This window comes from Pseudomonas sp. P4_C3 (assembly GCF_056402075.1).
This window is the reverse complement of record NZ_JBFUIC010000002.1, coordinates 26,227-52,387: the sequence shown is the minus strand read 5'-3', so window position 1 is coordinate 52,387 and position 26,161 is coordinate 26,227. Positions and strand designations below refer to the sequence as shown.

The following is a 26,161-nucleotide window of genomic DNA, read 5'->3' as shown; positions in this document are numbered from 1 at the left end:
TCAGTTCGAAGGGGCAAAAACTGTCTCCGTCGAACAGTCAGCCAATTACTACATGACAATCTGAGACTCCCCGCACCACTGCCGGAACCGCCTGACATCGGTACCGATGGCCTTCCTTTTAGAGTTTGGTCTTCTGACAAAGAGGCCAAACTCGATGCCTGTTCAACACAAATACCGACCACCACAACTTGCCTTGGCGATTGCACTTGTCCTGGGTTGCGCTGACGTTGCATCCGCCCAACAACCGGAGCAACCCAGTCCAGAGAACGCGTCTGACGCCATCGAGCAACTGGCCGCAGGCACCACCGCCAACCTGGCCAAAGCAACGTTGAACAGTGACAGCTCCGTGAGCGCCGCGATGCTCTCGGCGATGCGCCAGTCAGGCAGTGCCTCGGGTTTGAGCAGCCAAAAGAGAACTGCGCACCCGGCAGCGGCCGACAATAGTGCTAGCCGAGTCTGGCTACAGGCATTGGGGTACGGCGGCACACTGGATCGCTACTACGACGCCTTGAAGTACTCGACCCAAGGTCTGGTTCTGGGAGCGGATTGGGCATTTGACGAAGAATGGCGCATCGGCATGATGGGGGGTAAATCACAGACTCGCCTGGACAGCCGTGACCTCGACGGCGACCTCGATAGCTGGCATTTGGGGGCTTATGCCCTGCGCCAGAGCGGCTCCATGTCTTTGCGTGTTGGTGCCAGCTACAGCAATCATGACGGCAGCACCCAACGCCAGGTGGACTTCAATGGCTTCAGTGACCGCCCCAAAGGCAGGTACGACGCCAACACCCAACAGGCGTTTGCCGAAGTCGGATACAACCTCGGCCGCGCCAACATCAACATCGAGCCATTCGCCGGCCTTGGCTACCAACGTTATCAGCGCGATGGACTCACAGAAAAAGGAGGCGCTGCGGCGTTAAAGGTCGAGGGCCAGGAGCAGAACAATCTCAACAGCACTTTTGGCCTGCGACTGGCGAAGATCAATACGCTGGATAACGGCATGCAACTGACGCCACGGTTCAGTGCCAGCTGGAAACATACCTACGGGGAGATCGCCACAGAAACCCACCAACGACTCATCACCGGCGGCCGTAAAGAAACCGTGTCCGGTGCGCCGCTGGACCGCGACAGTCTGATGGTGGATGCGGGTCTGGAGCTGGGGCTTTCGGCGCAGCACACGCTGGGCGTTGGCATAAATGGCGAGATGGGCACCGACAGCCGAAACCATGGCGCTACAGCGCAGTGGCGGATGACCTTCTAACCATCAAACGCCGGGCAAAAAAAGGGGAGCACATGCCCCCCCGAGGTATAAAGCGTTGTATCGCGGCTGTTAACTCAGCCTTCGATCTCGATCAGGATTTCGCCAGGATTCACCCGGTCGCCCTTGGCCACGTGAATGGCGGTGACTTTACCGGCGATGGCTGCCTGGACTTCGGTTTCCATCTTCATCGCTTCGGTGATCAACACGGCCTGGCCTGCCTTGACGGTGTCGCCCTCCTTGACCAGCACGTCGACGATGTTGCCCGGCATGGTGGTGCTGACGTGACCCGGTGCAGTGGCTTGCTTGCGCTTGCTGCTGCCGCCGCCGACGAATTCGTTGAGCGGCTCGAACACCACTTCTTCCGGCATGCCGTCGATGGACAGGTAGAAGTGACGCTTGCCTTCGGCCTTGACGCCCACACCGGTGATGTCGACGCGGTAGGTTTCGCCGTGAACGTCGATGACGAACTCGGTCGGTACGCCTTCGCCACCAGCCGAGGCGACGCCGCCGGCTTCAGGAATCGGCAGCAGCACTTCGGGTGTCAGGGTGCCCGCAGCACGCTCTTCGAGGAACTTGCGACCGATATCCGGGAACATGGCGAAGGTCAGCACGTCTTCTTCGGACTTGGCCAGTGCGCCGATGTCGGCACGCAGCTTGGCCATCTCCGGCTTGAGCAGGTCAGCCGGGCGAACGTCGATCACTTCTTCGCTGCCGATGGCCTGGCGACGCAGTTGTTCGTTCACGGTGCCCGGCGCCTTACCGTAGCCGCCTTGCAGGTACAGCTTCACTTCGTTGGTGATGGTCTTGTAGCGCTCGCCGGCCAGCACGTTGAAGAACGCCTGGGTGCCGACGATCTGCGAAGTCGGAGTCACCAGCGGCGGGAAGCCGAGGTCTTCACGAACGCGCGGGATTTCGGCCAGCACTTCGCTCATACGATTGAGTGCGCCCTGCTCTTTCAACTGGTTGGCCAGGTTGGAAATCATCCCGCCCGGTACCTGGTTGACTTGAACACGGGTGTCGACGGCGGTGAATTCGCTTTCGAACTGGTGGTACTTCTTGCGCACGGCGTAGAAGTACAGACCGATCTCCTGCAGCAGTTCCAGATTCAGGCCGGTGTCGAACTCGCTGCCTTTAAGGGCGGCGACCATCGACTCGGTGCCCGGGTGGCTGGTGCCCCAGGCGAAGCTGGAGATCGCGGTGTCGATGTGATCGGCACCGTTTTCGATCGCCTTCATTTGGCACATCGCGGCCAGACCAGCGGTGTCGTGGGAGTGAATGAACACTGGCAGCGATTGCTCGGCTTTCAGCGCCTTGACCAGTTCGCCGGTGGCGTACGGGGTCAGCAGTCCGGCCATGTCCTTGATCGCCACCGAGTCGCAACCCATGGCCTCCATTTGCTTGGCCTGGTTCACGAAGGCCTCGATGGTGTGCACCGGGCTGGTGGTGTAGGCGATGGTGCCCTGGGCGTGTTTGCCGGCGGCTTTCACCGCTTCGATGGCCACGCGCAGGTTACGCACGTCGTTCATGGCGTCGAAGATACGGAACACGTCGATGCCGTTGACCGCAGCCTTGGCGACGAAGGCTTTGACCACGTCGTCGCTGTAGTGGCGGTAGCCCAGCAGGTTCTGGCCGCGCAACAGCATTTGCAGGCGGGTGTTAGGCAGCGCGGCGCGCAACTGGCGCAGACGCTCCCACGGGTCTTCTTTCAGGAAACGTACGCAGGCGTCGAACGTCGCGCCGCCCCAGCATTCCAGCGACCAGTAGCCGACTTTGTCGAGCTTGTCGCAGATCGGCAGCATGTCTTCGGTGCGCATGCGGGTGGCGAGCAGCGATTGGTGGGCGTCGCGCAGGATGGTGTCGGTTACATGAATCTTCTTGCTCATTGTTCTATTCCTCACAGGCCTGCGTGGGCGGCGATGGCGGCGGCGATGGCCAGGGCCAGCTCTTCGGGTTTGCGCTTGATCGAGTAGTTGGTCAGTTCAGGGTGGCTTTCAACGAAGCTGGTGTTGAACTGGCCGCTACGGAATTCCGGGTTACGCAGGATTTCCTGGTAGTACGCGGCAGTGGTCTTGACCCCTTGCAGACGCATGTCGTCCAGGGCGCGCAAGCCACGGTCCATCGCCTCTTCCCAGGTCAGCGCCCACACCACCAGTTTCAGGCACATCGAGTCGTAGTACGGCGGGATGGTGTAGCCGGTGTAGATTGCCGTGTCGGTGCGCACGCCAGGGCCACCGGGGGCGTAGTAACGGGTGATCTTGCCGAAGCTCGGCAGGAAGTTGTTCTTCGGGTCTTCGGCGTTGATCCGGAACTGCAACGCGAAACCGCGGTGCTGGATGTCTTCCTGTTTCACCGAAAGCGGCAGGCCGGAGGCAATGCGAATCTGCTCACGGACAATGTCGATGCCGGTGATTTCTTCGGTGATGGTGTGTTCCACCTGCACCCGGGTGTTCATCTCCATGAAGTACACCTCGCCCTCGGCGAGCAGGAACTCCACGGTGCCGGCGTTCTCGTATCCCACGGCCTTGGCTGCGCGCACCGACAGGTCGCCGATGTAGGCGCGCTGTTCCGGGGTCAGTTGCGGGCTTGGGGCGATCTCGATCAGTTTCTGGTTGCGACGCTGGATCGAGCAGTCACGCTCGAACAGGTGCACCACGTTGCCGAAGCTGTCGCCAAGAATCTGCGCTTCGATGTGCTTCGGATTGACGATGCATTTTTCCAGGAACACTTCCGCCGAACCAAAAGCCTTGGTGGCCTCGGAAATGACCCGTGGGAAAGCCTGTTCGAGTTCTTCACGGCTGTTGCAGCGACGAATGCCGCGGCCACCACCACCGGACGTGGCCTTGAGCATCACCGGGTAACCGATGCGATCGCCTTCGGTCAGGGCTTCTTCGATGCCCGACACGTTGCCTTCGGTGCCCGGGGTCACCGGTACGCCGGCCTTGATCATGCTGCGGCGAGCTTCGGTCTTGTCGCCCATACGGCGAATGACTTCAGCCGAAGGGCCGATGAATTTGATCCCGCGTTCGGCGCAGATCTCCGCCAACTCGGCGTTTTCCGAAAGGAAGCCATAGCCGGGGTGCAACGCATCGCAGCCGGTTTCCACCGCCAGGTTCACCAGCTTGCGCGGGTTCAGGTAGCCGGCCAGAGGTTCGGCACCAATGCTGTGGGCCTCATCTGCACGCTTTACGTGCAGGGCATGACGGTCGGCGTCGGAGTAGATCGCGACCGAGCGAATGCCCATTTCGGCGCAGGCACGTACGATTCGTACGGCAATCTCACCACGGTTGGCGATCAGGATCTTTGTTATCACTTGGAGTTTCCCTTGAGCCGGTGGTACCCACGACCTGCTAGAACAGGTCGACGAGTGACCAAATGTTTCAATTTGGTCGCAGGTCCACACTAGCGCCCACAAGGGATTAACAAAAATGAATAAAAATTGGGTCGTGCATAAGTAAAGACTTATAGTTGATTCACCAGCCAGCGACGAGAGTGACCAGATAATGCGTAAGTCATTGATGCGTATGACTTTGCGGCAATTGCAGATCTTCAACGAGGTCTGTGATTTGCGGTCCTATAGCCGCGCGGCCGAGGAAATGTCGCTCACACAACCTGCCGTCAGCCTACAGATTCGTCAACTTGAAGAGCTGATTGGCCAGCCTTTGTTCGATTACGTCGGCAAAAAACTCTACATGACCGAAGCGGCTGAAGCGTTACAGCGGGCCAGTCGGGATATTTTCGGGCGCCTGGAAAACCTCGACATGCAGCTGTCGGACATGCAGGGCTCGTTGCAGGGGCAACTGAAACTGGCGATTGAATCCAGCGCCAAATACTTCGTGCCGCATCTGTTTGCCGCATTCAAACGCCAGCACCCGGAAGTGAACCTGCAACTGACGGTGGTCAATCGCGGTCAGGTCATTCGGCGCCTGTCGGACAACCGCGACGACCTGGTGATCATGTCCATGGTGCCTCAGGACATGGGCCTGGAATTCCTGCCGTTCCTGAACAACCCGATCGTCGCCGTGGCGCCACCGGATCACCCGCTGTGTCATATGGGGCCGCTGCGCTTGCAGGATCTCGAGCCCTATACACTGCTGCTGCGTGAGCCGGGCTCCGGGACGCGGCTGGCGTGCGAAGAATACTTCAAAGAGAAACGCGTGCACTTCAACCAGACCCAGGAGGTCTCGTCTGCCGAAGCCCAGCGTGAATGTGTACTGGCAGGCCTGGGCGTTGCGTTGTTGACGCGCCACGCCCTGAGCCTTGAGCTGGCAACCGGTGGACTGATCGAGCTGCCGGTCGAAGAGCTGCCGCTGTTTCGCAGTTGGTGCCTGGTGCAGGCCAAGGCGAAACGCCTGTCACCGGTGGCTCACGCCTTCCTGGCGTTTATCCGTAGCGAACGGATTCAGATCAGCGCGCTGGTTGAGCGTTTCGACGGGAAGTCGAGGGAGATGCCTGCCAGAAATTGAGCTCCAATTCCGGAAAATCGCCAATTTCGGCCAGAAGCTGACGGCGTTCGCAGCGATCTTCGATGGCGCGGCGGAATTCCATGCGGCGCTGATCTTCTTGCTGACGACGGGTTTTGACAGCGCTGTTGCGTTCTTCGTAGGGCATGGCCATTTCGAGTCTCCCAAGGCGAGTACGGGAGTTTCAAGATAGGCGCGGGGGATGACGGTTTGGCGGCTCGGGCGTTACAGACTGATGAAAATTGCGGTGTATTCGAGGCCGCCATCGCGAGCAAGCTCGCTCCCACATTTGATCGTGCACGCCGCAGAACCTGTGGGAGCGAGCTTGCTCGCGATAAGGTCGGAACGACCTTCCAGCCATTTCAAGCCAGGCTCAATCGTCCAGCGCTTTCACCGACTTGGGCGACAACCGCAAGCTGCGCAGGCTGCGTTTGACGCTCTTGAGGTGGTTGACCAGGCTCGGGCCACGCGCCATGGCCACGCCCATCGCCAGCACGTCGATCACCACCAGGTGGGCGATACGCGACGTCAGCGGCGTATAGATTTCAGTGTCTTCATGCACATCGATCGCCAGATTGACCGTAGACAGCTCGGCCAATGGTGTCTGGCTCGGGCACAAGGTGATCAATGAGGCACCGCTTTCGCGCACCAGGTTGGCGGTGATCAGCAGGTCCTTGGAGCGCCCGGACTGGGAAATGCAGATGGCCACGTCAGTCGGCTTCAGCGTCACGGCCGACATCGCCTGCATGTGCGGGTCGGAATACGCCGCGGCGGTGAGCAGCAAGCGGAAGAATTTGTGCTGGGCATCCGCCGCGACCGCACCCGAGGCGCCGAAGCCGTAGAACTCGACACGCTGGGCTTGGGACATCAGTGTCACCGCCCGCTGCAACTCCAGCGGATCAAGTTTCTCGCGAACCTCCATCAGCGTATGCAGGGTGGTGTCGAAGATTTTCAGGCTGTAGTCAGCGACCGAATCGTCTTCGTGGATCGCAAACTGGCCAAAACTCGCACCCGCCGCCAGGCTCTGGGCCAGCTTGAGCTTCAGGTCCTGAAAGCCGGAACAACCGATGGCACGACAAAAACGCACGATGGTCGGCTCGCTGATGCCCACGCTGTGGGCCAGGTCGGCCATGGAGCTGTGCATCACGGCCGCAGGATCAAGCAGCACGTGGTCGGCGACCTTGAGCTCCGACTTGCGTAACAGGTGGCGAGACTGGGCGATGTGTTGCAGCAGATTCAAGGGGCTGGACTCTTTGTTATTGGCAGGTGCCGGGGATGTAGCACGCTTGTAGTTATACTACATGAATTGGCTTTTTGCCTGCTCAATGCGTTACCGAATCCCTCGATTTCACGTGCCCGCGCTTCATGTAGCAGCCATGGCGCCTCTCCAGGTGCGCCGGGTGCGCGTTTTAATGGACAAAAGCGCCTTACGTATCCCCGTCAGCTTGCGCGTGCAGCAAACCTGCCAACGTCTCGGCCTCAACCGGGCGGCTAATCAAATAGCCCTGCACTTCATCGCAGCGCTCAGCTTTCAGGAACTCAAGCTGTTCTCCCCGCTCCACCCCTTCCGCCACGACCTTCAGCGACAGGCCATGAGCCATGGCAATGATCGCCCGGGTGATCGCCGAATCCTCGGTACCCTCCCCCAACCCGCGGATAAAGGCCTGGTCGATCTTCACGTAATCCACCGGGATGCGCTTGAGGTAGCTCAGGGATGAGTAACCGGTGCCAAAATCGTCAATGGCCAGTTTCACCCCGAGATCACGCAACTGCTGGAAGGTTGCGATGATGTGTTCGACGCTGTCCAGCAACTGGCTTTCGGTGAGTTCCAGCTCCAGCAGTTGCGGTGCCAGCCCGGTCTCTTCCAGCACCTGCCGCACCAGACTGACCAGCTTGCCCTGGCGCAATTGATGCACCGACAGATTGACCGACACCCGAATCGCTTCGAGCCCCTGCCGCTGCCACTCACAGGCTTGCCAGCAGGCCTGCCGCAGCACGAACTCACCGATCGGGCCGATCAATCCGGTTTCTTCAGCCAGGCCGATGAAATCCCCCGGCGGCACGCGGCCCATGGTTGGATGATCCCAGCGCACCAAGGCTTCGGCGGCATTCAACCTGCCAGTGGCCAGGCACAGTTTCGGTTGGTAAAACACCTTCAGTTGTTTGTCTTCGATGGCTTTTCGCAAGTGGTTTTCCAGCTGTAAACGCTCCAGCGTGCTGGCTTGCAAGCTGTCGGTGTAAAACTGGAAATTATCGCCACCCAGGTGTTTAGCGTGCTGCATCGCCATATTCGACTGACTGACCAGTGCCGATATTTCCCGGGCACTGTCCGGCAACAAGCTGATGCCCATCGACGCGCTGACCACCAGCTCATGCCCGTCAATGGTCACCGGCAGGCGCAACTTGTTCGCCAGACGAGTCGCCACCCGGGCCAGGCTCGAAAGGTTGCCGTAGGAGTTGAACAGCACGGCAAACTCATCCCCAGAAAGGCGCGCGATGGTGTCTGCTTCAGGCAATGCATTCACTAGCCGCCGGGCCATCTTCTGCAACAACTGGTCGGCGACTTCATGCCCCAGGCTGTCGTTGAGTTGCTTGAATCGATCGAGATTGATGTGCAGCAACGCCAGGCTGCGATAACCGCCCTGTCGCACTCGTTGATGAGCCTCGCTGAGTCGTTCGCGAAACATCGCGCGGTTGGCCAGACCGGTAAGCTCGTCGTAATGAGTCAGATAGCGCATGCGCTCTTCGGATTCCCGGCGGGCTGAGAGATCAGCGAAGAAGCCCACAATATGACTGACATTTCCCCGGGTATCGCGCACGGCATTCAATTGCAGCCATTGCGGATACATCTCGCCGTTCTTGCGGGTTTCCACCAATTCGCCCTGCCAGCTGCCTTGCTGTTCCAGCGCCTGATGTATTGCGGCGTAATGCCGACGCGCATCGCGACTGCATGGCAGCTCAATGACATTGCGCCCGATCATGTCCTCGATGTCATAGCCGGTCACCCGACTGAAGGCTTGATTGATCGCGATCAGGGCGTAGTTCGGATCGAAAATCACGATCCCTTCGCTGGCCGCCTCGAACACGGTCGCTGCCAGTTGCTGCTGCTCTTCCAGGCCTTTGCTGACGCTGATGTCGCGGCGAGTGCCGACCATGCGAATCACCCGGCCGTTTTTGGCGCGCTCGACCGCCCGCCCGCGGTCCTCGATCCAGACCCAGTGGCCGTCGCCATGCCGCACGCGATACTCGATTTGATAGTCCTCGGTGCGGCCCTTCAAATGCTCGACCAGCGCCCTTTTCAGCGCAGGAAGATCCTCGGGGTGAAGACGCGGCTTGAGATGGCGCAGTATTGCTGTGACCTGTTCCGGCTCAAGGCCGAACAATTCCTGAATCTGCGTGTGATGGACTTCGTCGGTTTGCAGATTCCAGTCCCACAACCCCAACTCGCTGGCCTTCAATGCCAGCGCCAGACGCGCCTCACTCTTGCTCAGTGCCTGGTTGGCGGCGTCCAGTTCCAGGCTGCGCTGGGCGACACGGTTTTCCAGGTCGATCTGAATCTCTCGCAATTCATCCTCGGCACGTCGACGCTGTTCTATCTCCCTGGCCAGCTTCTGATTGAGCTGATCACTGCAGCTTTGCGCCTGCTGCAGATGCTCGATCAGTGCCTGATTCTGAAAGCGTCGCATCAAGCCCCGATCGATCAATCGATTGACTTGCCAGGCAACCACGCTCAATGCACCGAGCAGGATCAGCCCGAACCAGCCCCAACCTTGCTGCTGTTCGTCAGCCCCCCAAAACATATAGGCGATGGCCGGCAACAGGCAGGGCAAGGTGAATGACAGAAAGGCCGGCAGACTGACCGCATAAGCCACGCTGGCCGAGAGCGCTGCGGCACCGATGAGGCCGAAGACCCAGGCTTGCTGAATGAAGTTATCGGCGGGAACCAGGGCGATGCCGGCACCGGCCAGGGTCAGACCGGTTAGACCGGAGCCCAGCAAAAACATCCGCCGCCAAATGGGATGGGCCTGACGGTTGGGAATGGCCGAATCGAAGGCCGCAACCTGAATCACCCGCAATGCCACCAAAGACAACAACCACACCAGCCAGACACTGACCAGGAAATAGCGCTGCGGACTCCAGAGCAAACCGGCGCAGACCAGGCCATTGATCAGCATGAACAACGTGGGCAGCAGCGAGCCCTGATACAACAGGCGCGTGCGTTCAACCGCCATTTCCATGGCGTACTGTTTACGGATAACCCTGGGCTCCACAATGGGGCCCGACAGGTCGAAGCTGAGGGTCATAGGCGATGTTCTTGTTCTTATAATGATGAGCATGGGCCCGAAACTGCTCGGAGCATACACAAGCAATTGCCCGGACCAAACTGCTGCTGATCAATAAATGGCCAAATTTTTTCGGTCGCCGACACCCCTGAAAACGCTACGGACACGCCCCGCCAACGCCTGCAGCCAATGACCGACCGGTCGTCCTTCGCATAACTTTCATCGGCTAAAGCAAAGCGGTGTTTGCCCGGTGTGCCGCAGCCCCCTAGAATGCCCCGATGCGCGATGATCTCTCCCTTCTGCTGAACTCCCTCAACGATGCCCAACGCCAGGCCGTAGCAGCCCCCGTGGGTCGTCAGTTGGTCCTGGCCGGTGCTGGTTCCGGTAAAACCCGAGTGCTGGTGCACCGTATCGCCTGGTTGATCCAGGTCGAAAACGCCTCGCCCCACTCCATCCTGTCGGTGACCTTCACCAACAAGGCTGCTGCCGAGATGCGCCAGCGCATCGAACAGCTGATGGGTATCAACCCGGCCGGCATGTGGGTCGGCACCTTCCACGGCCTGGCGCACCGCTTGTTGCGAGCGCACTGGCAGGAAGCGGGCTTAAGCCAGACCTTCCAGATTCTCGACAGTGACGACCAGCAACGGCTGGTCAAGCGGGTGATCCGCGAGCTCGGCCTGGACGAACAGCGCTGGCCGGCCCGTCAGGCCCAATGGTTCATCAACGGCCAGAAAGACGAAGGTCTGCGCCCGCAACACATTCAAGCCAGCGGCGACCTGTTCCTGGCGACCATGCGCGGCATCTATGAAGCCTACGAGGCCGCCTGCCTGCGTGCGGGCGTCATCGACTTCTCCGAGTTGCTGCTGCGCGCCCTCGATCTGTGGCGCGATCACCCAGGCCTGCTCGCTCACTATCAAAAGCGCTTCCGGCACATCCTGGTGGACGAGTTCCAGGACACCAACGCCGTGCAATACGCCTGGTTGCGCCTGCTGGCCAAGGGTGGCGACAGCCTGATGGTGGTGGGCGACGATGACCAGTCGATCTACGGCTGGCGCGGCGCGAAAATCGAGAACATCTACCAGTATTCCGAAGACTTCCCGGACGCCGAAACCATTCGCCTGGAGCAAAACTATCGCTCCACCGCGGGTATCCTGAAGGCAGCCAACGCCTTGATCGCCAACAACACCGGGCGCCTGGGCAAAGAACTCTGGACCGATGGCGGCGAAGGCGAAGCGATCAATTTGTACGCCGCGTTCAATGAACATGACGAAGCCCGCTACGTTGTCGAAACCATCGAAAGTGCGCTGAAAACCGGCTTGTCTCGAAGCGATATCGCGATTTTGTATCGCTCCAACGCCCAATCGCGGGTTCTGGAAGAAGCTTTGCTGCGCGAGCGCATCCCATACCGCATTTATGGCGGCCAGCGCTTCTTCGAACGGGCGGAAATCAAAAACGCCATGGCCTACCTGCGCTTGCTCGAAGGACGGGGCAACGACGCCGCGCTGGAACGGGTCATCAACGTGCCGGCCCGTGGTATCGGCGAAAAAACCGTCGAAGCGATCCGCGACCATGCGCGCCACAGTGATGTATCGATGTGGGAAGCAATGCGCCAACTGGTGGCCAACAAAGGCCTGACTGGCCGTGCGGCCGGTGCCCTTGGCGCGTTTATCGAGCTGATCGAGAACCTCGCCGCCAAGTGCATGGAAATGCCGCTGCACCTGATGACCCAAACCGTCATCGAGCAGTCGGGGCTGATCGCCTATCACGAAGCGGAAAAAGGCGAGAAAGGCCAGGCCCGGGTAGAAAACCTCGAGGAACTGGTCAGCGCCGCGCGCAACTTCGAAAACAGCGAAGAAGACGAAGACCTGACGCCATTGGCAGCGTTCCTCGGTCACGCGTCGCTGGAGGCCGGCGATACGCAGGCCGACGAGCACGAAGACAGCATTCAACTGATGACCCTGCACAGCGCCAAGGGCCTGGAATTCCCTTATGTGTTCCTGGTGGGCATGGAAGAAGGTCTGTTCCCGCACAAGATGAGCCTGGAAGAACCCGGTCGCCTTGAGGAAGAGCGGCGTCTGGCCTACGTAGGCATCACCCGGGCGATGCAGAACCTGGTGATGACCTATGCCGAAACCCGACGCCTTTATGGCAGCGAGACCTACAACAAGGTCTCGCGTTTCGTACGCGAAGTTCCGAAAGGCCTGATTCAGGAGGTGCGGCTGTCCAACAGCGTCAGCCGTCCGTTTGGTGGCAACCAGTCGATGAGTGGTAGCAACCTGTTCAGCGGCAGCGAGATTCCGGAAACCGGCTTCAGTCTGGGTCAGACTGTGCGCCATTCGATCTTCGGTGACGGCGTGATCCTCAACTTCGAGGGCGCCGGTGCTCAGGCCCGGGTGCAGGTGAACTTCAGCGAAGGCAGCAAGTGGTTGATGCTGGGGTATGCGAAGCTGGAAGCGATCTAGCTTTTCTGTGGGAGCGAGCTTGCTCGCGATAGCGGTAGATCAGTCGACATTGTTTCTGGCTGTCAGTCCGTCATCGTCGGAGCGCCGCCCGGAGCAAGCTCGCTCCCACAGGTTGTAGACAGGCTCCAGGCCGATATCTGAATTTAAAGGTGCGATGAGATGGGCACAGGTTTCTTTTCTTCCTGGACATTCTGGGCCCTGTTATCGGCGGCATTCGCGGCAATGACCGCCATTTTCGCGAAAGTCGGCATCGAAAACGTCAACTCAGACTTCGCCACCCTGCTACGTACGATAGTGGTATTGGTCAGCCTGGCCTTGATTTTGTACGCCACGGGCCAATATCAGTCATTGGGATCGATCTCTGCGAAGAGCTACCTGTTCCTGCTGTTGTCGGGCCTTGCCACCGGTGCATCGTGGATCTGTTATTTCCGTGCACTCAAGGTCGGTCCGGCGTCACTGGTTGCCCCAGTGGACAAACTCAGCGTGGTGCTGGTGGCTGTTCTTGGCGTTGTCCTGCTGGGAGAAAAACTCGACCTGCGCCAATGGGGCGGAATCGGTCTGATCACGGCCGGTGTCGTCATGCTGGCCCTACGGCGCTAGGCGAACGTCCTACAAAACTTATCCACTCATCTGACATATCAAAGTCAAAAGGCCCTATTGCGCTGACTGAAGCTGAACACGACCTGTCAGGCAAAAGCCCGAAACACTCTGCCGCTAGCCAGTAACACTTCAGCTGTGCAACATGGCGCGCGTGCCTTCCACAAATGGGAATTCCCTTTATGAAACGTTTTCTTAGCATCGCCATGGCGTTGTGCATCGGCCTGACGATGAGTCTCGACGTCAATGCCGCCAAGCGCTTCGGTGGTGGCAAAAGCGCCGGCGCTGCGCCGACACACCAGACCAGCCAGATGGCTCCTTCTTCTCCAGGCATGGGCGGCGCTGCGGCGACCGCTGGTGCTGCCGGTGCCGCTGGCGCCGCTGCCAAGGCCGGTGGCGCTTCGCGCTGGCTCGGCCCTCTGGCCGGTATCGCGGCCGGCGGCCTGCTGGCCTCCATGTTCATGGGTGGCGGCTTCCAGGGCATGCAGATCTTCGACATCCTGATCATGGCGGTCATTGCGTTCCTGATCTTCCGCTTTATCGCCGCCCGTCGTCGCAAGCAGCAAGAGCACTACGCTCCGGCCGGCCACGCACCGATGCAACGTGAGGCATTCGAACAAAAGCCCGCCGGCGGTTCGATCTTCGGTGGATCGCCAGCGCCTGTTGCCACTCGTCCAGTGATCAACGCGCCAGCCTGGTTCAATGAAAGAAACTTCGTCGAAGCGGCGCGCAATCACTTCCAGTCCCTGCAACAGCACTGGGACGCCAACGAAATGGACAAGATCGCCGAGTTCGTGACCCCGCAAATGCTGGAGTTCCTCAAGCGTGAGCGTGCTGACCTGGGCGACGGTTTCCAGTCCACCTACATCGACAACCTCAATGTACAGCTGGACGGTGTGGACGATCGCGCCGACAAGACCATCGCCACCCTGACTTTCACTGGCGTGTCGAAAACCTCGCGTTTCGACCAGGGTGAAGTCTTCAGCGAAAGCTGGAACATGGAACGTGCACAGGGCGAAAACCAGCCTTGGCTGGTAGCCGGTATCCGCCAGAACGGCTGATCCCGCGTAGTTCTATTCGGAAGGTGCCGAGCCTGTTTTTAACGCCGTATGATCGACGCGCAGGCACGTTCCGGACAGAACTTCACCTGCTGTAAACAAAACCCCGGCTCAGGCCGGGGTTTTCTATTTCGCGGTTGCATCTATAGCAAGCTACTGTATAAACCGCCCCATATAAACCGCGCCATACAAGCAAGAGGATCCCGGACGTGGAAGAAATCATCGAACAACTGCGTGAAGCCAACGAACCGGTACCGGTCCCCTTGGAATTGCCTGACGAAGACCTGCTGGTCGAAATCGAAGAACAATTGTTCATCGACATTCCGTTTGTCTTCAGAGAGTTTCTGCTGACCGTCAGCGACGTGGTCTACGGCAGCCTGGAACCGGTCACCGTGACCGACCCTCAATCCCACACCTACCTGCCCGACGTTGCTGCCAACGCCTGGGACGCCGGTGTCGATCGCAGCATGATTCCGATTTGCCAGGACGGAGACGACTACTATCTGGTCGAAGAAGACGGCACCGTGGTGCTTTGGCAAGCTGAAGAAGAGCTCATCGCCGAAGAAACCTGGGAGTCGGTGTGGCACTGGGCGCGGGACGTCTGGCTGGAAAGCTGATCCAGTCAACGCCGCTGGGTGGTCAATGCCCGGACGACTCCTTGTGATTGTCGAGGGTTTCCAGCAACGCCACCTGCATCCGCGTATGCACACGAATGAACCAGCGMCACAGCAGTGCCGCCACGGCGGCCGCGACCACGGCGATCAGTACCAGCAACTTGTTGGTCGGCAGAATACTGGCCGACAAGGCTGCCAGCAGTAAAAAGATCACCAGCAGCGACAGGATCGGGATCACTTCGGCGATCACCCGGCGCACTCGCTGCGTGTGGCGCCCGGCCATCTCCGGCTTCACGCCCATTTCCGCCAACAACATCGACAGTGCCTTTAGCTTGCGGTACGCCGCAATCAAAAACGGCAGCGATAACAGCAGCGCCCCACCCCAGATCAACGCCTTTTGCCAGCTCGGATCGCTGATCCAGCCTTGCAGGTAAGCCGACATGCGTTCGGCGAAGTACGCCCCCGAGAAGAAGATCGCGATCACGAGCGCCAGATTGACTCCAACCTGCAGCAAAATCCTGCGAATCATGGATGCCAGTAACGCGCCCTCACCCTGAGGCTGGATGCTACGCAGCCATTCGCCGTACATCCCCAACACCCGTCCCAGGCGGTCTGGCATGGCGCCGGCAAGCTTGATCGACAATGGATCAGCCGCACGAATCAGATAAGGCGTCAGCAAGGTCGTGATCACCGAAACCGCCACAGCCACGGGGTACAGAAAGTTACTGGTAACCTGCAACGTCATGCCCAGTGCCGCGATGATGAAAGAGAATTCGCCAATCTGTGAAAGACCCATCCCGACACGCAGCGAGGTGCGTCCGTCATTGCCGGCGATAAATGCACCAAGGCCACAGGACAGCATCTTGCCGAGCACTACGGCTACGGTAATGACGGCGATTGGCCAGGCGTACTGAAGCAGGATCGCCGGATCGAGCATCAGCCCGATGGCCACAAAGAAAATCGCACTGAAAAGATCGCGAACCGGTTCAATCAGTCGTTCAATTTTCAGCAGTTGCCGGGATTCAGCCATGATTGCGCCAATCAGGAATGCCCCGAGGACCATGCTGTATTCAAGCTTGACCACCAGCAGGCAGAAGCCAAAACACAGGCCCAGCACCGTGATCAGCAGCATTTCGTTGCTCTCGAATCTGGCCACGTAGGCCAGCAAGCGCGGCACCATCAGGATGCCGATGACCAATGCGACGATCATGAACAGCGACAACTTGCCGACCGTGGAAAACACTTCGCCGGAGCTGACCGTACCGCTGACCGCTATGCTGGACAGCAGCGCGATGATGCCGATGCCCAGAATGTCTTCGACGATCAGCACTCCGAATATCAACTGGGCAAATCGCTCGTTCTTCAACTTCAGATCATTGAGCGCCTTGACGATGATGGTGGTCGAGGAAATCGCCAGGATCGCGCCGAGGAACAGTGAATCCATGGTGTTCCAGTCAAACCAGCGGCCAATTTCGTAGCCGATCCAGATCATCAGCACGATTTCCAGGAACGCCGCGATGAATGCCGTGGCCCCAACCTTGAACAGCTTGCGCAGGCTGAACTCCAGGCCCAGGCAGAACATCAGGAATATCACTCCGAGTTCGGCCAGGGTCTTGATGGTTTCTTCGTCGTGGATCAGGCCGAATGGCGGAGTGTGCGGGCCAATGATGAAACCGGCGACGATGTAGCCCAGCACTACCGGTTGTTTCAGCCGATGGAAGAGTACGGTTACCACGCCTGCGATCAACATGATCACTGCCAGATCCTGAATGAAACTGATGGCATGCATGGCGTGAGACTCCCTGGATGGTATTGCTCGATCCCCGGAAGCAGGAAAAGTCTGATCGAGCAGAACAAAAATCGGAATTGCACGTAGGAAATGCCCTTGAGGCAAGGCTTTTTGCAGGGTAACACCGCGACTTCTGACAGAAAGGCGGTGCAATATATGGAAACAGATCGTTCCGGCGTGACGGCGACTCCGCACCCGGCGTCCCGATAACTGTTGGTTTGAAAAAACCGCTGAGGCACCCGCAGAGGTGCATCCCTCAAACCTGGCCTTGACCCGTGAGAATGCTATGGAACCCGGAAACGCCCAGCTGTCGATGACGGTATTGATGACCCCTGACATGGCCAACTTCTCTGGCAATGTTCACGGCGGTACCCTGCTCAAATACCTCGACGAAGTGGCCTACGCCTGCGCCAGCCGTTATGCCGGCCGCTATGTGGTGACCCTGTCGGTGGATCAGGTCATTTTCCGTGAGCCGATCCATGTCGGCGAACTGGTGACCTTTCTCGCCTCGGTCAACTACACCGGCAACACCTCCATGGAGGTGGGCATCAAAGTGGTGACCGAGAACATCCGCGAACGCTCGGTGCGCCACACCAACAGTTGCTTCTTCACCATGGTCGCGGTGGATGACCAGCGTAAACCTGCATCGGTACCACCGCTGCAACCGCAGAACAGCGAGGACAAGCGCCGCTATATGCAGGCTCAACAGCGTCGGCAGATTCGTCAGGAGTCGGAAAAGCGCTATCAGGAGATCAAGGGCGACGTCTGACGTGTTCGATCGTTCAATCGCCATCGCGGGCAAGTCGAATCGTCGCACCGCCGCTCCCACAGGGATTCAAGTTGTAAGCACTCTTTGTGCAACACAGCAAAACCTGTGGGAGCGGGCTTGCTCCGGGCGGCGATCCGACGATTGGCGTCAACGCCAGATCAGAGGCTGATCGAGGTCGCCTCGAACCGCACCCGCGGATGGGCAATCCGGTCCTGGGCCCGGACCAGTTCCAACTCGTAGCTGGTACACGCCTGGGTTTCCAGCAGCACTTCATGCACCGCCGACGCCGTGAACTCGAAAGCTGCCACCAGGCTGTCACCCAACAACACACGCGCCAGGAACAGCCCGGACGTCAGATCGCCCACGCCCACCGGCTGACGCGGGAACGCCAGCAGCGGACGCTGCAAGTGCCAGCTGCCTTCGGCCGTCACCAGCAGCATCTCAAAGACCTCCGCCGGTTTACCGGGATAGTCCAGATGCTTGACCAGCACTGCTTTCGGGCCGCGCGCCAACAATGCACGTGCCATGGCCAGGCAATCGAACAGCGATTGCGGCTTGCGCCCGGAGAAGCTGTCCAGCTCCAGCTGGTTCGGACACATGAAGTCCGCCACGGCGGCGGCCTCTTCCAACAGGAAATCACTGACCTCCGCCGGAACACTGCAGCCCTTCTCCGGATGCCCCATGACCGGGTCACACAGGTACAGCGCCTTGGGATTCATCGACTTGATCCGCGCCACACCAGTCAGGATCGCCCGACCCTGGGCCGCACTGCCGAGGTAACCGGAGAGCACCGCATCGCAGTTACCCAACTCGCCAATCGCCGCGATACCCTCGACCAGGTCGGGGATCTGGTGCGGCGCCAGCACCTCACCGGCCCACTGACCGTACTGGGTGTGATTGGAGAACTGCACGGTGTTGAGCGGCCAGACATTCACCCCGACCCGTTGCATCGGGAAAACCGCGGCGCTGTTGCCGGCGTGACCGAATACCACGTGGGACTGGATAGCGAGCAAATGCGGAGTACGTTTCATGCGGTGGATTTCCGTAAAACGATTGAAATTCTAGCCGCGCAGTATGCGACTAAACGCAGCCTGTACGACAGACCAGCGACGCAGTTAAGCTGACACTATCTTGTTGGAGCACCCTGTTGATGCTGACCCTTGGAAATATATTCGTGCTGATGCTGTTCGCCACTGCCGGCGCATGGCTATGGCACAACCACGGCTTGCGCGAGCGCGCGCTGGAGCGGGTCAAGCAGCATTGCGGCAAACTCGGGATCGAATTGCTGGACGGCAACGTGGCCTTGAAAAGAATCGCGTTCATCAAGGATGCCAGTGGTCGGCGACGCCTGGCCCGTGTGTACAACTTCGAATTCACTGTGACCGGTGAAAGCCGGCACAACGGCACCATCACCCAGTTCGGCGCTCACAGTGCACAGATTGAGCTGGCGCCCTACCCGGTCCCGTTCGACGAAACCGAACCAGTGGTCGACGTGGCGAAACCTCGCGCGGAAGTGATCGAGCTGAGCCAGTGGCGTCAGGACCATACCAAGTGGCGGCCTTGAGCCGTTAACACGATCCGGGGCGGCACGCTGCCAGCTCACGCTGCAGTCGTTCTGCATTCTGCGCCTCACTGAAAATCAGCTCGATACGCGAGTCCTGCCGCCATTCACTGGGCTGCCAGTGCAGCACCGAGTTATCCACCGCGTTCGCCGAAACCCAGCCGTGGGCGCTGTGGATAACCAGCTTCGCCCGCCTCCAGGCAAGGCTTTCAAGCCACCGACCAACCAGAGCGGCATCAAACACCTGGCTTGCGTGCCAACGCCATCCGATGCTCCAGCCTCCTTCCTGTTCCTGGCTCAAGCAAATGGGCAACGCAGGATCGCTCCAGACCGCCGGCAACTGCGCCAATCCCTTGGGCAAGGCGAAGTTATCCACACCTGCCAGCGCCTTGGCATTCAGCCCCGGCAATTCGCTCAAGGGTAAAGCCGCCTGTTGCGTCCAGCACAGGGGGAGCGGCGGCAATTGTCCGGCGATTCGCTGGCGACTGTCTTCGTCGAGACCTTCAGACTTGTTCAACAGCAGCAATCCCGCATGGCCCAGCGCTTGCTGTTGAACATCCGGCAGCGGTTTGCCAGCGGCGAGCAACTGGGCATCCAACACCAGCACACAAGGCTGAACAGCCAACACGCCTTGCCACGGCGCCTCACTCAATTGCCTGAGCAACTGCGCCGGATGCCCCAGCCCCGAGGGTTCGATGAACAGCCGATCCGGTTGCGCCTTGCGCAACAAGCGCCCAAGACCAATCTGAAACGGCGCACCGTTGACGCAACACAAGCAGCCACCGGCCACTTCCCCCAGTGCGATACCATCGGCGTCCCGGGTCAGTAGCGCAGCGTCGAGACCGATCTGGCCAAACTCGTTGATCAACACCGCCCACCGCTCGCCAGCCGGGCGCTGGGCCAGCAGGTGCTTGATCAGGCTGGTCTTGCCGGCGCCCAACGGGCCGGCAATGACATGAGTGGGGATATTCTGCAGCATGGTTGATGATTTCTGAGGAGGTGGTGGATGCGGTTGATCGGCTTGTCGTTGCTCCTGGCACTCGTTTCAGGCGAGGCACTGGCCCAGGCGTGTGTGGTTCACAGCCAGGGTGAGCGGCTTGACGTCCAGCTTTGCCAGCAGAACCGCAACATCCCGCCAAAGCTCTTTGCCGATGGCTTCTGCCAGCCGAACCTGGCGGGGCAGAAAGTCGAAGTGCAGTATGTCGATCAATGCCCCGGCGGCGCATTTGGTATCTGCAGCAACGCCCAAGTCGCCAATATGCCCTACCGACAGGATATTCACTATTACGGCGTTGCCACCGACACGGCGTATTTGCAGCCGTACTGCGAGGCCCAGAGCCAGGGCACCTGGCTCAAGCCTTGAAGCGCCAGTAGTGGATCAGGCGGCCTCTTCATACCAAGGGCCGAATGGATCAGGCAGCGAACGCCAGCCCTCTACGCCCAGCGCCATTTCCTCATCGGTCAGCAGGCAGGTGTCCAGCTCGGCCGTGAGTTGCGTGAAGTCGATGTTCTGGCCGATGAACACCAGTTCCTGGCGACAATCCCCGCTGTCGGCGGTCCAGTTTTTCATGATCCCGGTGGTACTTTCTTCGTCCTGCGGCCATTGGTTTTTCGGTACGAAACGCCACCAGCGCCCGGCAAAACCATAGCGCATCAAACCACCGGCCTGAGACCAACTGCCGGCGTCCATGTGCTTGCTCGCCAGCCAGAAAAAGCCCTTGGAGCGCAGCAGCTTGCCGTTGTCCCAAGGACCGTCGATGAAGTTGAAGAAACGCTGCGGATGGAACGGCCGGCGAGCCCGGTAAGCACTGGAAGCGATGCCGTACTCTTCGGTCTCCGGTACGTGTTCGCCGCGCAGTTCCTGCAACCATCCCGGTGCCTGGGCAGCCTTTTCGAAGTCAAAACGACCGGTGTTGAGAATCTTGTTCAAAGGGATTTCGCCCATCGCCATCGGAATGATTTCCGCCCGGGCGTTGAGCCGTTCAAGTATGGCGATCAGTTCTTCGCGTTGGTGGCGGCTGATCAAGTCGATCTTGCTGAGCAAAATCACATCGGCGAACTCGACTTGCTCGATCAATAGATCGGTAATTGAACGCTCGTCTTCTTCCCCAAGTGTTTCTCCTCGGGAAGCCAGGCTTTCGGCAGCCTGGTAATCGAGCAGGAAGTTCATGCCATCGACCACCGTGACCATGGTGTCGAGACGTGCGATGTCGTTGAGGCTCTGGCCGTTTTCATCGCGGAAGGTGAAGGTTTCCGCCACCGGCAGCGGTTCGGAAATACCGGTGGACTCGATCAGCAGATAGTCGAAGCGACCCTCCCTGGCGAGTTGACTCACCTCCTCCAGCAAGTCTTCACGTAACGTACAGCAAATACACCCGTTACTCATCTCCACCAACCGTTCTTCAGCCCGATTTAGGCTGACATCACGCTGGACTTCGGTGCCATCGACGTTGATTTCGCTCATATCGTTAACGATGACTGCAACTCGCAATCCATCGCGATTACGTAGTATGTAATTAAGAAGTGTACTTTTTCCGGCGCCTAGAAAGCCGGAGAGAACGGTCACGGGGAGTCGATTGGACATCTGCATATTCCTCACAGGGATGCCCGGTCGCGGTGTCGGGCTTATATAATGTTATACTGTAACAACACAAATAAGCCATCCCCTCTTGCCCGGCAGGGCAAAGGACAGGATGCTGAACGCCGCGCCCTTCGTGAGAAAGCCCATGCGCAACGCCCTTAAACCTGCATTGATCATGCTTTCCCTGCTGGTGGCTGCCGACGCTATGGCCCAGGTCCCGAGCCTGGCCAGATGCACCCGTAGCGCCAACCTGCTGGCCTGTGTGGATGCGGATGGCAACGCCTACAGCGTCAACACCGCCGGCAGCATCATCTACCTGCGGGGTTTCGAAACGGCCGGAAAACGCTATTGGGCGCAGACCAACAGCCGCTACGGCCAGCTTGTGTTTTTCACCGGTATCGCTTCCGACGGCGAGGCCTGGGTTGGCTACAACCAGCGCGTCGGCTGGACCACCATCAACCGGTTTTCCAGCTCTGGCGGCAGCAGCGCCAGGTTCACCTGCAGCCGGTTCACTGGCTGTTAATCCTCTTTGTTTTTCCGTTAAAGGCGTGAAATCAGGCTGAGCAAGTGGCGTCTGTGCATGATGAAAGCCTGCTCATGAAAAGACATCGTCGATTGCATAGTTATGATATAACATTAAAAATCAACTCCCACGATGGATCTGCTCATGAATGCGCTGACTCTGCCGGATATCGCCGCGCAGGCCTCACGCCAAGCCCTGCCACTGGAGTGGGTGGGCATGTGCGGCATTGCTCTACCTGTTTTGTTTGATGGCCAACGATTGAATGCAAAGGTCGATGCCGGCGTGAGCCTCGACGATGGCAACGCGCGCGGCATTCACATGTCACGGCTCTATCTGGCGCTTGAATTGCTGGAGCAGGAAAACCTTTCTCCTGCTTTATTGCGGCGGGTTTTGCAGCGTTTTCTTGAGAGTCATGACGGGCTTTCCAACAGTGCTCACTTAACCCTTCACGCCGATTTGTTGCTGAAAAGGCCGGCGCTGATCAGTCCACTGGCTGGCTGGAAAAGCTATCCCGTCACCCTCGAAGCACGTTTGAAAAACGCGATGTTCCACGTGGAACTAAAAATCGATGTGCCTTATTCCTCAACTTGCCCATGTTCCGCAGCGCTTTCTCGACAGCTGATTCAGCAGCAATTCGTCGATGATTTCGCCAACAAGCCACTGCAACACGCCGATGTTTTAGCGTGGCTCGGCTCCACGAACGGCATCGTTGCCACGCCTCACAGCCAACGCAGCAGCGCCAAGTTGCGCGTACGGCTGGCTGATTTTTTGGATGAGTTGCCTCTGATTGCCGTCATCAACGATGCCGAAGCCGCACTCGGCACAGCCGTTCAAACAGCGGTAAAACGCGCCGACGAACAGGCCTTCGCCCTCGCCAATGGTCAGAACCTGATGTTCTGCGAGGATGCCGCACGCCGTTTGAATCTGGCCCTGAAGTGCTCCACAGGCATCAACGCCTTCCACATTCGAGTCACCCACGCCGAAAGCCTGCACGCCCATGACGCCGTAGCCGAAAGCCGTTTCAACTGGGAGGTCGCATGATTGCTTGCCACGCCTTGCGCTGGGCGTACCGGGGCAGCCACTCACACCCGCGCTGGACTTCGAACTGTCGAAGGGCAGCCTGACCGCCATTATCGGTGCGAACGGCTCCGGAAAAAGCAGCCTATTGAAGGTCATCGCTGGCTTGCAAAAACCGTTGGCTGGAAAGGTGCTACTGAGTGTTCCACTCAAGAGCGGTGTGTCGTTCCTGCCCCAGCAACAACACCTGGACAGGCAATTTCCAATCAGTCTTCAGGCATTGGTCGCCGCCGGTTTCTGGGGCAACAAACAGTCATCGGAGATTCGTAGCCAACGACTGAAAACCGTCCTCCATCACTGGTGCCTGAACGGCCTGGAAGATCGACCCTTGATGGCCCTCTCCGGCGGTGAATTGCAACGCGCCCTGCTCGCCCGATTGAGCCTGACAGACGCGTCTTTGCTGCTGCTCGATGAACCCCACACAGCCCTCGATGAACTCGGCCAGGCATTGCTCTGGAAGCACATACACGATTGGCACCTCGAAGGCCGGACACTGGTGGTCGTGTGCCATGACCTCGCCGCAGTCCGCGAACACATCCCACAAACGTTGCTGATCAAACAAAGCGGTTGTGTATTCGGCCCGAGCACCGAACTGATCCGCCAACAACCACAGGCACAGGTGGCCTGATGATCGCTGCCGCGCATCTTTGGCAACCGTTCCAGGAGTTCGTCTTCATGCGTCGGGCGCTGATCGCCGCTGACCCGGCGAACACAGCCGACTATGAGCGCAACAGTAAGGCGTACCTGACACAGATCTACGCCCTGCTCGCCGAAGCCAAGGCCAAGCTCGGCTCACTGCCACCGGGCAACCGCAAGATCGTGACGTCCCATGACGCCTTCGCTTATCTCGGCCAGGCCTACGGCATCGAGTTCATGTTGCCTCAAGGTCTCTCCACCGAGCGCGAACCTTCAGCCGCCGAAGTGGCCGCACTGATCACCCAGATTCGTCAGGCCAAGGTCAAGGCGGTGTTCATGGAAAACATCAAGGACGCCCGCCTGCTCAAGCAAATCGCCGATGAAAGCGGCGCGCAGATCGGCGGCACGCTGTACTCCAATGCCCTCGCGGCGAGCGGTCCGGCCAGTACCTTCACCGGGTTGTTCGAGTACAACCTCAACACCCTGTACAACGCGTTGAGCCAGCCATGATCCGCCAGAACCCTTCCGGAGATTTACCGCTGACTGCCGAGTCGGCCTACGTCGACAAGACGGCGATCATCTGCGGCAAAGTGGTGATCGGCGAGAACGTGTTCGTCGGTCCCTACGCCGTGATCCGCGCTGACGACGTCGATGACTCAGGCGACATGCCGCCGATCACTACACTGGTGGCCAAAACCAGCCACCGTGTCGCCGATCTATTCGCCATTCCCGATCGCGGTTATCTTCGAGAAGGCTATTGGGCAGATCTGATGCTGATCAAACCCGAACCCGGCGGCGTTGCCGTTTCCACGCAACCGATCCTGTCGCAATGCGGCTGGACACCCTTCGCCCGCTGCAGCTTTCGGCACAGTGTCAGAACCACGATCGTGTCGGGGCAACTTGCCTGGCGCGACAAACGTCTTAATGACAACTGCCAGGGTTTGCCCCTACGGTTTATGCGATAACGCTCGTTAGAAGCACCTGAGTACGCCGACCATGATCCAGATCACCCTATCCGACGGTTCATTGCTTGAGTACGACCAGCCGCTGTCCGTGCACGAGGTGGCCGCCAGCATCGGCCCCGAACTGGCCAGCGCGGCTGTAGCGGGCCGAGTCAATGGTGTGCTGGTGGACTGTGAATACATGATCGAGGCGGATGCCCGGGTCAGCATTGTCACCCCCCGGGAGCCGGACGGCCTGGAGATCTTGCGCCGCTCCTGTGCCTTGATGCTGGCGATGGCGGTCAAGCAACTCCACCCGCATGCGCAAATGCGTGCGGGCAAGGAATTGGGCGACGGTTTCTTTTACGAGTTTGCCGTCGAGCCACCGCTGACCGCGGCAGACCTGCCCCTCATCGAAGCGCGCATGCAATCACTGGCAGCGACCAATCACTCGATCCGTCGTCGGCAACCGCGCGAAGAGGTCTCGCTGTACCGGCTGGGGGACACCGAGTACCAGAGCCATGGACCGCATGTCCCCACCACCAAAGTCTTGCAGGCGTTTACCCTCGACCACATCAACGGCACGTTACAACAACGGATCTACGGCACCTGCTGGTCCAGCCATCAGGAACTGCAACAGTGGTGCGTTCCACCCCTCGTGGTCGTTGTGAGCATGGATGATCGCCAGGCGACTTATGCACAAGCGGTGACCGAATCCTTGCGCCAACGGGGCGTGCGCGCCAGGGCCGACCTGCGTAACGAAAAAGTTCACTACAAGATTCGCCAGCACAGCCAGACCGTGCCGTATCTGGTGGTGGTGGGCGAGAAAGAACAAGCTGGGGGATTTGTCAGTGTGCGCAGCCGCACGGGGGAAGATTTTGGCCGGATGCCTGTCGAGGCGGCGTGTGAATGGTTGAGTCGGCCGGGGATTTAGGGAGCTGTGCGGACGCTTTCGCGAGCAGGCTCGCTCCCACAGAGAACGCACAATCAATGTGGGAGCTGTGCTCGCGAAGCTCTTTTAAGCTCTTGGCTTCACCGTGCCGCAATCCTGTCCCAACCAGACGGCGCGGGATTCGAGGCTGCCCTTCTGCTGAATGCCGGTGGCGTTGAACGTCCCGTTGACCTTGGTGGTGAATTCGCGATCACTGAGGAATGTCGCCACGCCCGCACCCTGGGCTCTCGGGCAGCTGAAACGGAATTTCCACTGATTGCCGGAGCGGTCGGTGATTTCCTGCTTGCAGCCCGACTGCGGATCGGTCAGCGGAATGTTATCGGTCTTGACTTGCTCCGGGGTCAGGCACGCCCGGACCCCTTTACCGCCCATAGTGATGCCCTGTTTTTCCAGCTGTGCACGCTGCTCAGGGGTCATCTGGCTCTGGAGCTGACCGAGGATCAATTGCAGGTCCGGCATATTCTGTTCATCGACCTTCATGTTGCTCGTAGTCAGCTCCCACAATCCTGGTTGCAGCATTTGCGCGTGAGCCGCCACAGGAAGTGCCAAACCCAGTGCCATGGCCAAACCCAGCAGACGAACGTTCATCGAGTAACT

Annotated in this window: 21 protein-coding genes and 5 pseudogenes; 16 read left to right on the top strand and 10 right to left on the bottom strand. The window is 59.3% G+C overall.

The window, feature by feature from the left end; all coding sequences use genetic code 11:
- Positions 1 to 268: 268 nt before the first annotated feature.
- Positions 269 to 1,261, top strand: a pseudogene (locus AC1DVH_RS00700) (autotransporter outer membrane beta-barrel domain-containing protein); the annotation flags it as partial.
- Positions 1,262 to 1,335: 74 nt separating this feature from the next.
- Here AC1DVH_RS00700 and oadA read toward each other — a convergent pair.
- Positions 1,336 to 3,144, bottom strand: a complete 1,809-nt coding sequence (oadA, locus tag AC1DVH_RS00695; protein WP_223459013.1) for a sodium-extruding oxaloacetate decarboxylase subunit alpha — start codon at positions 3,142 to 3,144, stop codon at positions 1,336 to 1,338.
- Between the two features lie 11 nt (positions 3,145 to 3,155).
- Positions 3,156 to 4,571, bottom strand: a complete 1,416-nt coding sequence (locus tag AC1DVH_RS00690; RefSeq protein WP_046038868.1) for an acetyl-CoA carboxylase biotin carboxylase subunit — start codon at positions 4,569 to 4,571, stop codon at positions 3,156 to 3,158.
- A 190-nt stretch (positions 4,572 to 4,761) separates the two neighbouring features.
- Between AC1DVH_RS00690 and AC1DVH_RS00685 the strand changes: the two genes are divergently transcribed.
- Positions 4,762 to 5,724, top strand: a complete 963-nt coding sequence (locus AC1DVH_RS00685; RefSeq protein WP_477752235.1) for a LysR family transcriptional regulator — start codon at positions 4,762 to 4,764, stop codon at positions 5,722 to 5,724.
- On the opposite strand, the gene AC1DVH_RS00680 is transcribed toward AC1DVH_RS00685, so the two are convergent.
- From AC1DVH_RS00680 to AC1DVH_RS00670, 3 genes are all read right to left on the bottom strand, one after another.
- Entirely contained in the window at positions 5,666 to 5,875 is a 210-nt protein-coding gene (locus AC1DVH_RS00680) for a PA3496 family putative envelope integrity protein (RefSeq protein WP_007971698.1), read from the bottom strand. The two genes, AC1DVH_RS00685 and AC1DVH_RS00680, sit on opposite strands and share 59 nt — an antisense overlap.
- 219 nt (positions 5,876 to 6,094) lie before the next feature.
- Positions 6,095 to 6,961 (bottom strand): transcriptional regulator HexR, encoded by an 867-nt coding sequence (hexR, locus tag AC1DVH_RS00675; RefSeq protein WP_007954250.1) that lies wholly within the window; start codon positions 6,959 to 6,961, stop codon positions 6,095 to 6,097.
- A 187-nt stretch (positions 6,962 to 7,148) separates the two neighbouring features.
- Positions 7,149 to 10,025: an EAL domain-containing protein gene (locus AC1DVH_RS00670; RefSeq protein ID WP_477752234.1), complete on the bottom strand. Its 2,877-nt coding sequence runs from the start codon at positions 10,023 to 10,025 to the stop codon at positions 7,149 to 7,151.
- Positions 10,026 to 10,282: 257 nt separating this feature from the next.
- Here AC1DVH_RS00670 and uvrD point away from each other — a divergent pair, with 257 nt between their 5' ends.
- The 4 genes from uvrD (at position 10,283) to AC1DVH_RS00650 (ending at position 14,738) form a co-directional block, all read left to right on the top strand.
- Positions 10,283 to 12,466 carry a DNA helicase II gene (gene uvrD / locus AC1DVH_RS00665; RefSeq protein ID WP_046038860.1) on the top strand — a complete coding sequence of 728 codons (2,184 nt, stop codon included), beginning with the start codon at positions 10,283 to 10,285 and terminating at the stop codon, positions 12,464 to 12,466.
- A 159-nt stretch (positions 12,467 to 12,625) separates the two neighbouring features.
- On the top strand, positions 12,626 to 13,066 hold the full coding sequence (locus tag AC1DVH_RS00660) for an EamA family transporter (RefSeq protein ID WP_116579800.1): 441 nt from the start codon (positions 12,626 to 12,628) through the stop codon (positions 13,064 to 13,066).
- A gap of 179 nt (positions 13,067 to 13,245) precedes the next feature.
- Entirely contained in the window at positions 13,246 to 14,124 is an 879-nt protein-coding gene (locus AC1DVH_RS00655) for a Tim44 domain-containing protein (RefSeq protein ID WP_477752233.1), read from the top strand.
- A gap of 206 nt (positions 14,125 to 14,330) precedes the next feature.
- Positions 14,331 to 14,738, top strand: a complete 408-nt coding sequence (locus AC1DVH_RS00650) for an SMI1/KNR4 family protein (protein ID WP_077430996.1) — start codon at positions 14,331 to 14,333, stop codon at positions 14,736 to 14,738.
- A 22-nt stretch (positions 14,739 to 14,760) separates the two neighbouring features.
- On the opposite strand, the gene AC1DVH_RS00645 is transcribed toward AC1DVH_RS00650, so the two are convergent.
- Positions 14,761 to 16,524 (bottom strand): cation:proton antiporter, encoded by a 1,764-nt coding sequence (locus AC1DVH_RS00645; protein WP_477752232.1) that lies wholly within the window; start codon positions 16,522 to 16,524, stop codon positions 14,761 to 14,763.
- Positions 16,525 to 16,810: 286 nt separating this feature from the next.
- Here AC1DVH_RS00645 and AC1DVH_RS00640 point away from each other — a divergent pair, with 286 nt between their 5' ends.
- Positions 16,811 to 17,293, top strand: coding sequence for an acyl-CoA thioesterase (locus AC1DVH_RS00640; protein ID WP_046038855.1), 483 nt, complete (start codon positions 16,811 to 16,813; stop codon positions 17,291 to 17,293).
- A gap of 158 nt (positions 17,294 to 17,451) precedes the next feature.
- On the opposite strand, the gene pdxY is transcribed toward AC1DVH_RS00640, so the two are convergent.
- Positions 17,452 to 18,324 (bottom strand): pyridoxal kinase PdxY, encoded by an 873-nt coding sequence (gene pdxY / locus AC1DVH_RS00635; RefSeq protein ID WP_477752231.1) that lies wholly within the window; start codon positions 18,322 to 18,324, stop codon positions 17,452 to 17,454.
- A gap of 119 nt (positions 18,325 to 18,443) precedes the next feature.
- Between pdxY and AC1DVH_RS00630 the strand changes: the two genes are divergently transcribed.
- On the top strand, positions 18,444 to 18,857 hold the full coding sequence (locus AC1DVH_RS00630) for a DUF3301 domain-containing protein (RefSeq protein WP_056726805.1): 414 nt from the start codon (positions 18,444 to 18,446) through the stop codon (positions 18,855 to 18,857).
- 4 nt (positions 18,858 to 18,861) lie between these two features.
- Here AC1DVH_RS00630 and AC1DVH_RS00625 read toward each other — a convergent pair whose 3' ends face one another.
- Positions 18,862 to 19,833 (bottom strand): CobW family GTP-binding protein, encoded by a 972-nt coding sequence (locus AC1DVH_RS00625; RefSeq protein WP_477752230.1) that lies wholly within the window; start codon positions 19,831 to 19,833, stop codon positions 18,862 to 18,864.
- A 27-nt stretch (positions 19,834 to 19,860) separates the two neighbouring features.
- On the opposite strand from AC1DVH_RS00625, the gene AC1DVH_RS00620 reads away from it, so the two are divergent.
- Positions 19,861 to 20,217, top strand: coding sequence for an NADH:ubiquinone oxidoreductase (locus AC1DVH_RS00620; protein ID WP_477752229.1), 357 nt, complete (start codon positions 19,861 to 19,863; stop codon positions 20,215 to 20,217).
- 15 nt (positions 20,218 to 20,232) lie between these two features.
- Here AC1DVH_RS00620 and zigA read toward each other — a convergent pair whose 3' ends face one another.
- Entirely contained in the window at positions 20,233 to 21,438 is a 1,206-nt protein-coding gene (gene zigA / locus AC1DVH_RS00615) for a zinc metallochaperone GTPase ZigA (RefSeq protein ID WP_477752228.1), read from the bottom strand.
- 142 nt (positions 21,439 to 21,580) lie between these two features.
- On the opposite strand from zigA, the gene AC1DVH_RS00610 reads away from it, so the two are divergent.
- The 7 genes and pseudogenes from AC1DVH_RS00610 to AC1DVH_RS00580 all read left to right on the top strand — a co-directional run bounded on the left by AC1DVH_RS00610 (position 21,581) and on the right by AC1DVH_RS00580 (position 25,546).
- Positions 21,581 to 21,958: a glutamine synthetase gene (locus AC1DVH_RS00610; protein WP_477752227.1), complete on the top strand. Its 378-nt coding sequence runs from the start codon at positions 21,581 to 21,583 to the stop codon at positions 21,956 to 21,958.
- Positions 21,959 to 22,102: 144 nt separating this feature from the next.
- Positions 22,103 to 22,999: a GTP cyclohydrolase FolE2 gene (gene folE2, locus AC1DVH_RS00605; protein ID WP_477752226.1), complete on the top strand. Its 897-nt coding sequence runs from the start codon at positions 22,103 to 22,105 to the stop codon at positions 22,997 to 22,999.
- Positions 22,996 to 23,663 (top strand): annotated as a pseudogene (locus AC1DVH_RS00600) (metal ABC transporter ATP-binding protein). Before folE2 ends, AC1DVH_RS00600 begins: the two are co-directional and overlap by 4 nt.
- 53 nt (positions 23,664 to 23,716) lie before the next feature.
- Positions 23,717 to 24,181 (top strand): annotated as a pseudogene (locus AC1DVH_RS00595) (metal ABC transporter solute-binding protein, Zn/Mn family); the annotation flags it as partial.
- Positions 24,178 to 24,348 (top strand): annotated as a pseudogene (locus tag AC1DVH_RS00590) (carbonate dehydratase); the annotation flags it as partial. The pseudogenes AC1DVH_RS00595 and AC1DVH_RS00590, both read left to right, overlap by 4 nt.
- Positions 24,343 to 24,636: pseudogene (locus AC1DVH_RS00585) on the top strand (dihydroorotase); the annotation flags it as partial. The pseudogenes AC1DVH_RS00590 and AC1DVH_RS00585, both read left to right, overlap by 6 nt.
- A 31-nt stretch (positions 24,637 to 24,667) precedes the next feature.
- Complete coding sequence (locus AC1DVH_RS00580) at positions 24,668 to 25,546, top strand: His/Gly/Thr/Pro-type tRNA ligase C-terminal domain-containing protein (RefSeq protein ID WP_477752225.1); 879 nt, start codon at positions 24,668 to 24,670, stop codon at positions 25,544 to 25,546.
- An 84-nt stretch (positions 25,547 to 25,630) separates the two neighbouring features.
- Here AC1DVH_RS00580 and AC1DVH_RS00575 read toward each other — a convergent pair whose 3' ends face one another.
- Positions 25,631 to 26,152, bottom strand: a complete 522-nt coding sequence (locus AC1DVH_RS00575; RefSeq protein WP_223459046.1) for a DUF3617 domain-containing protein — start codon at positions 26,150 to 26,152, stop codon at positions 25,631 to 25,633.
- Positions 26,153 to 26,161 lie beyond the last annotated feature (9 nt).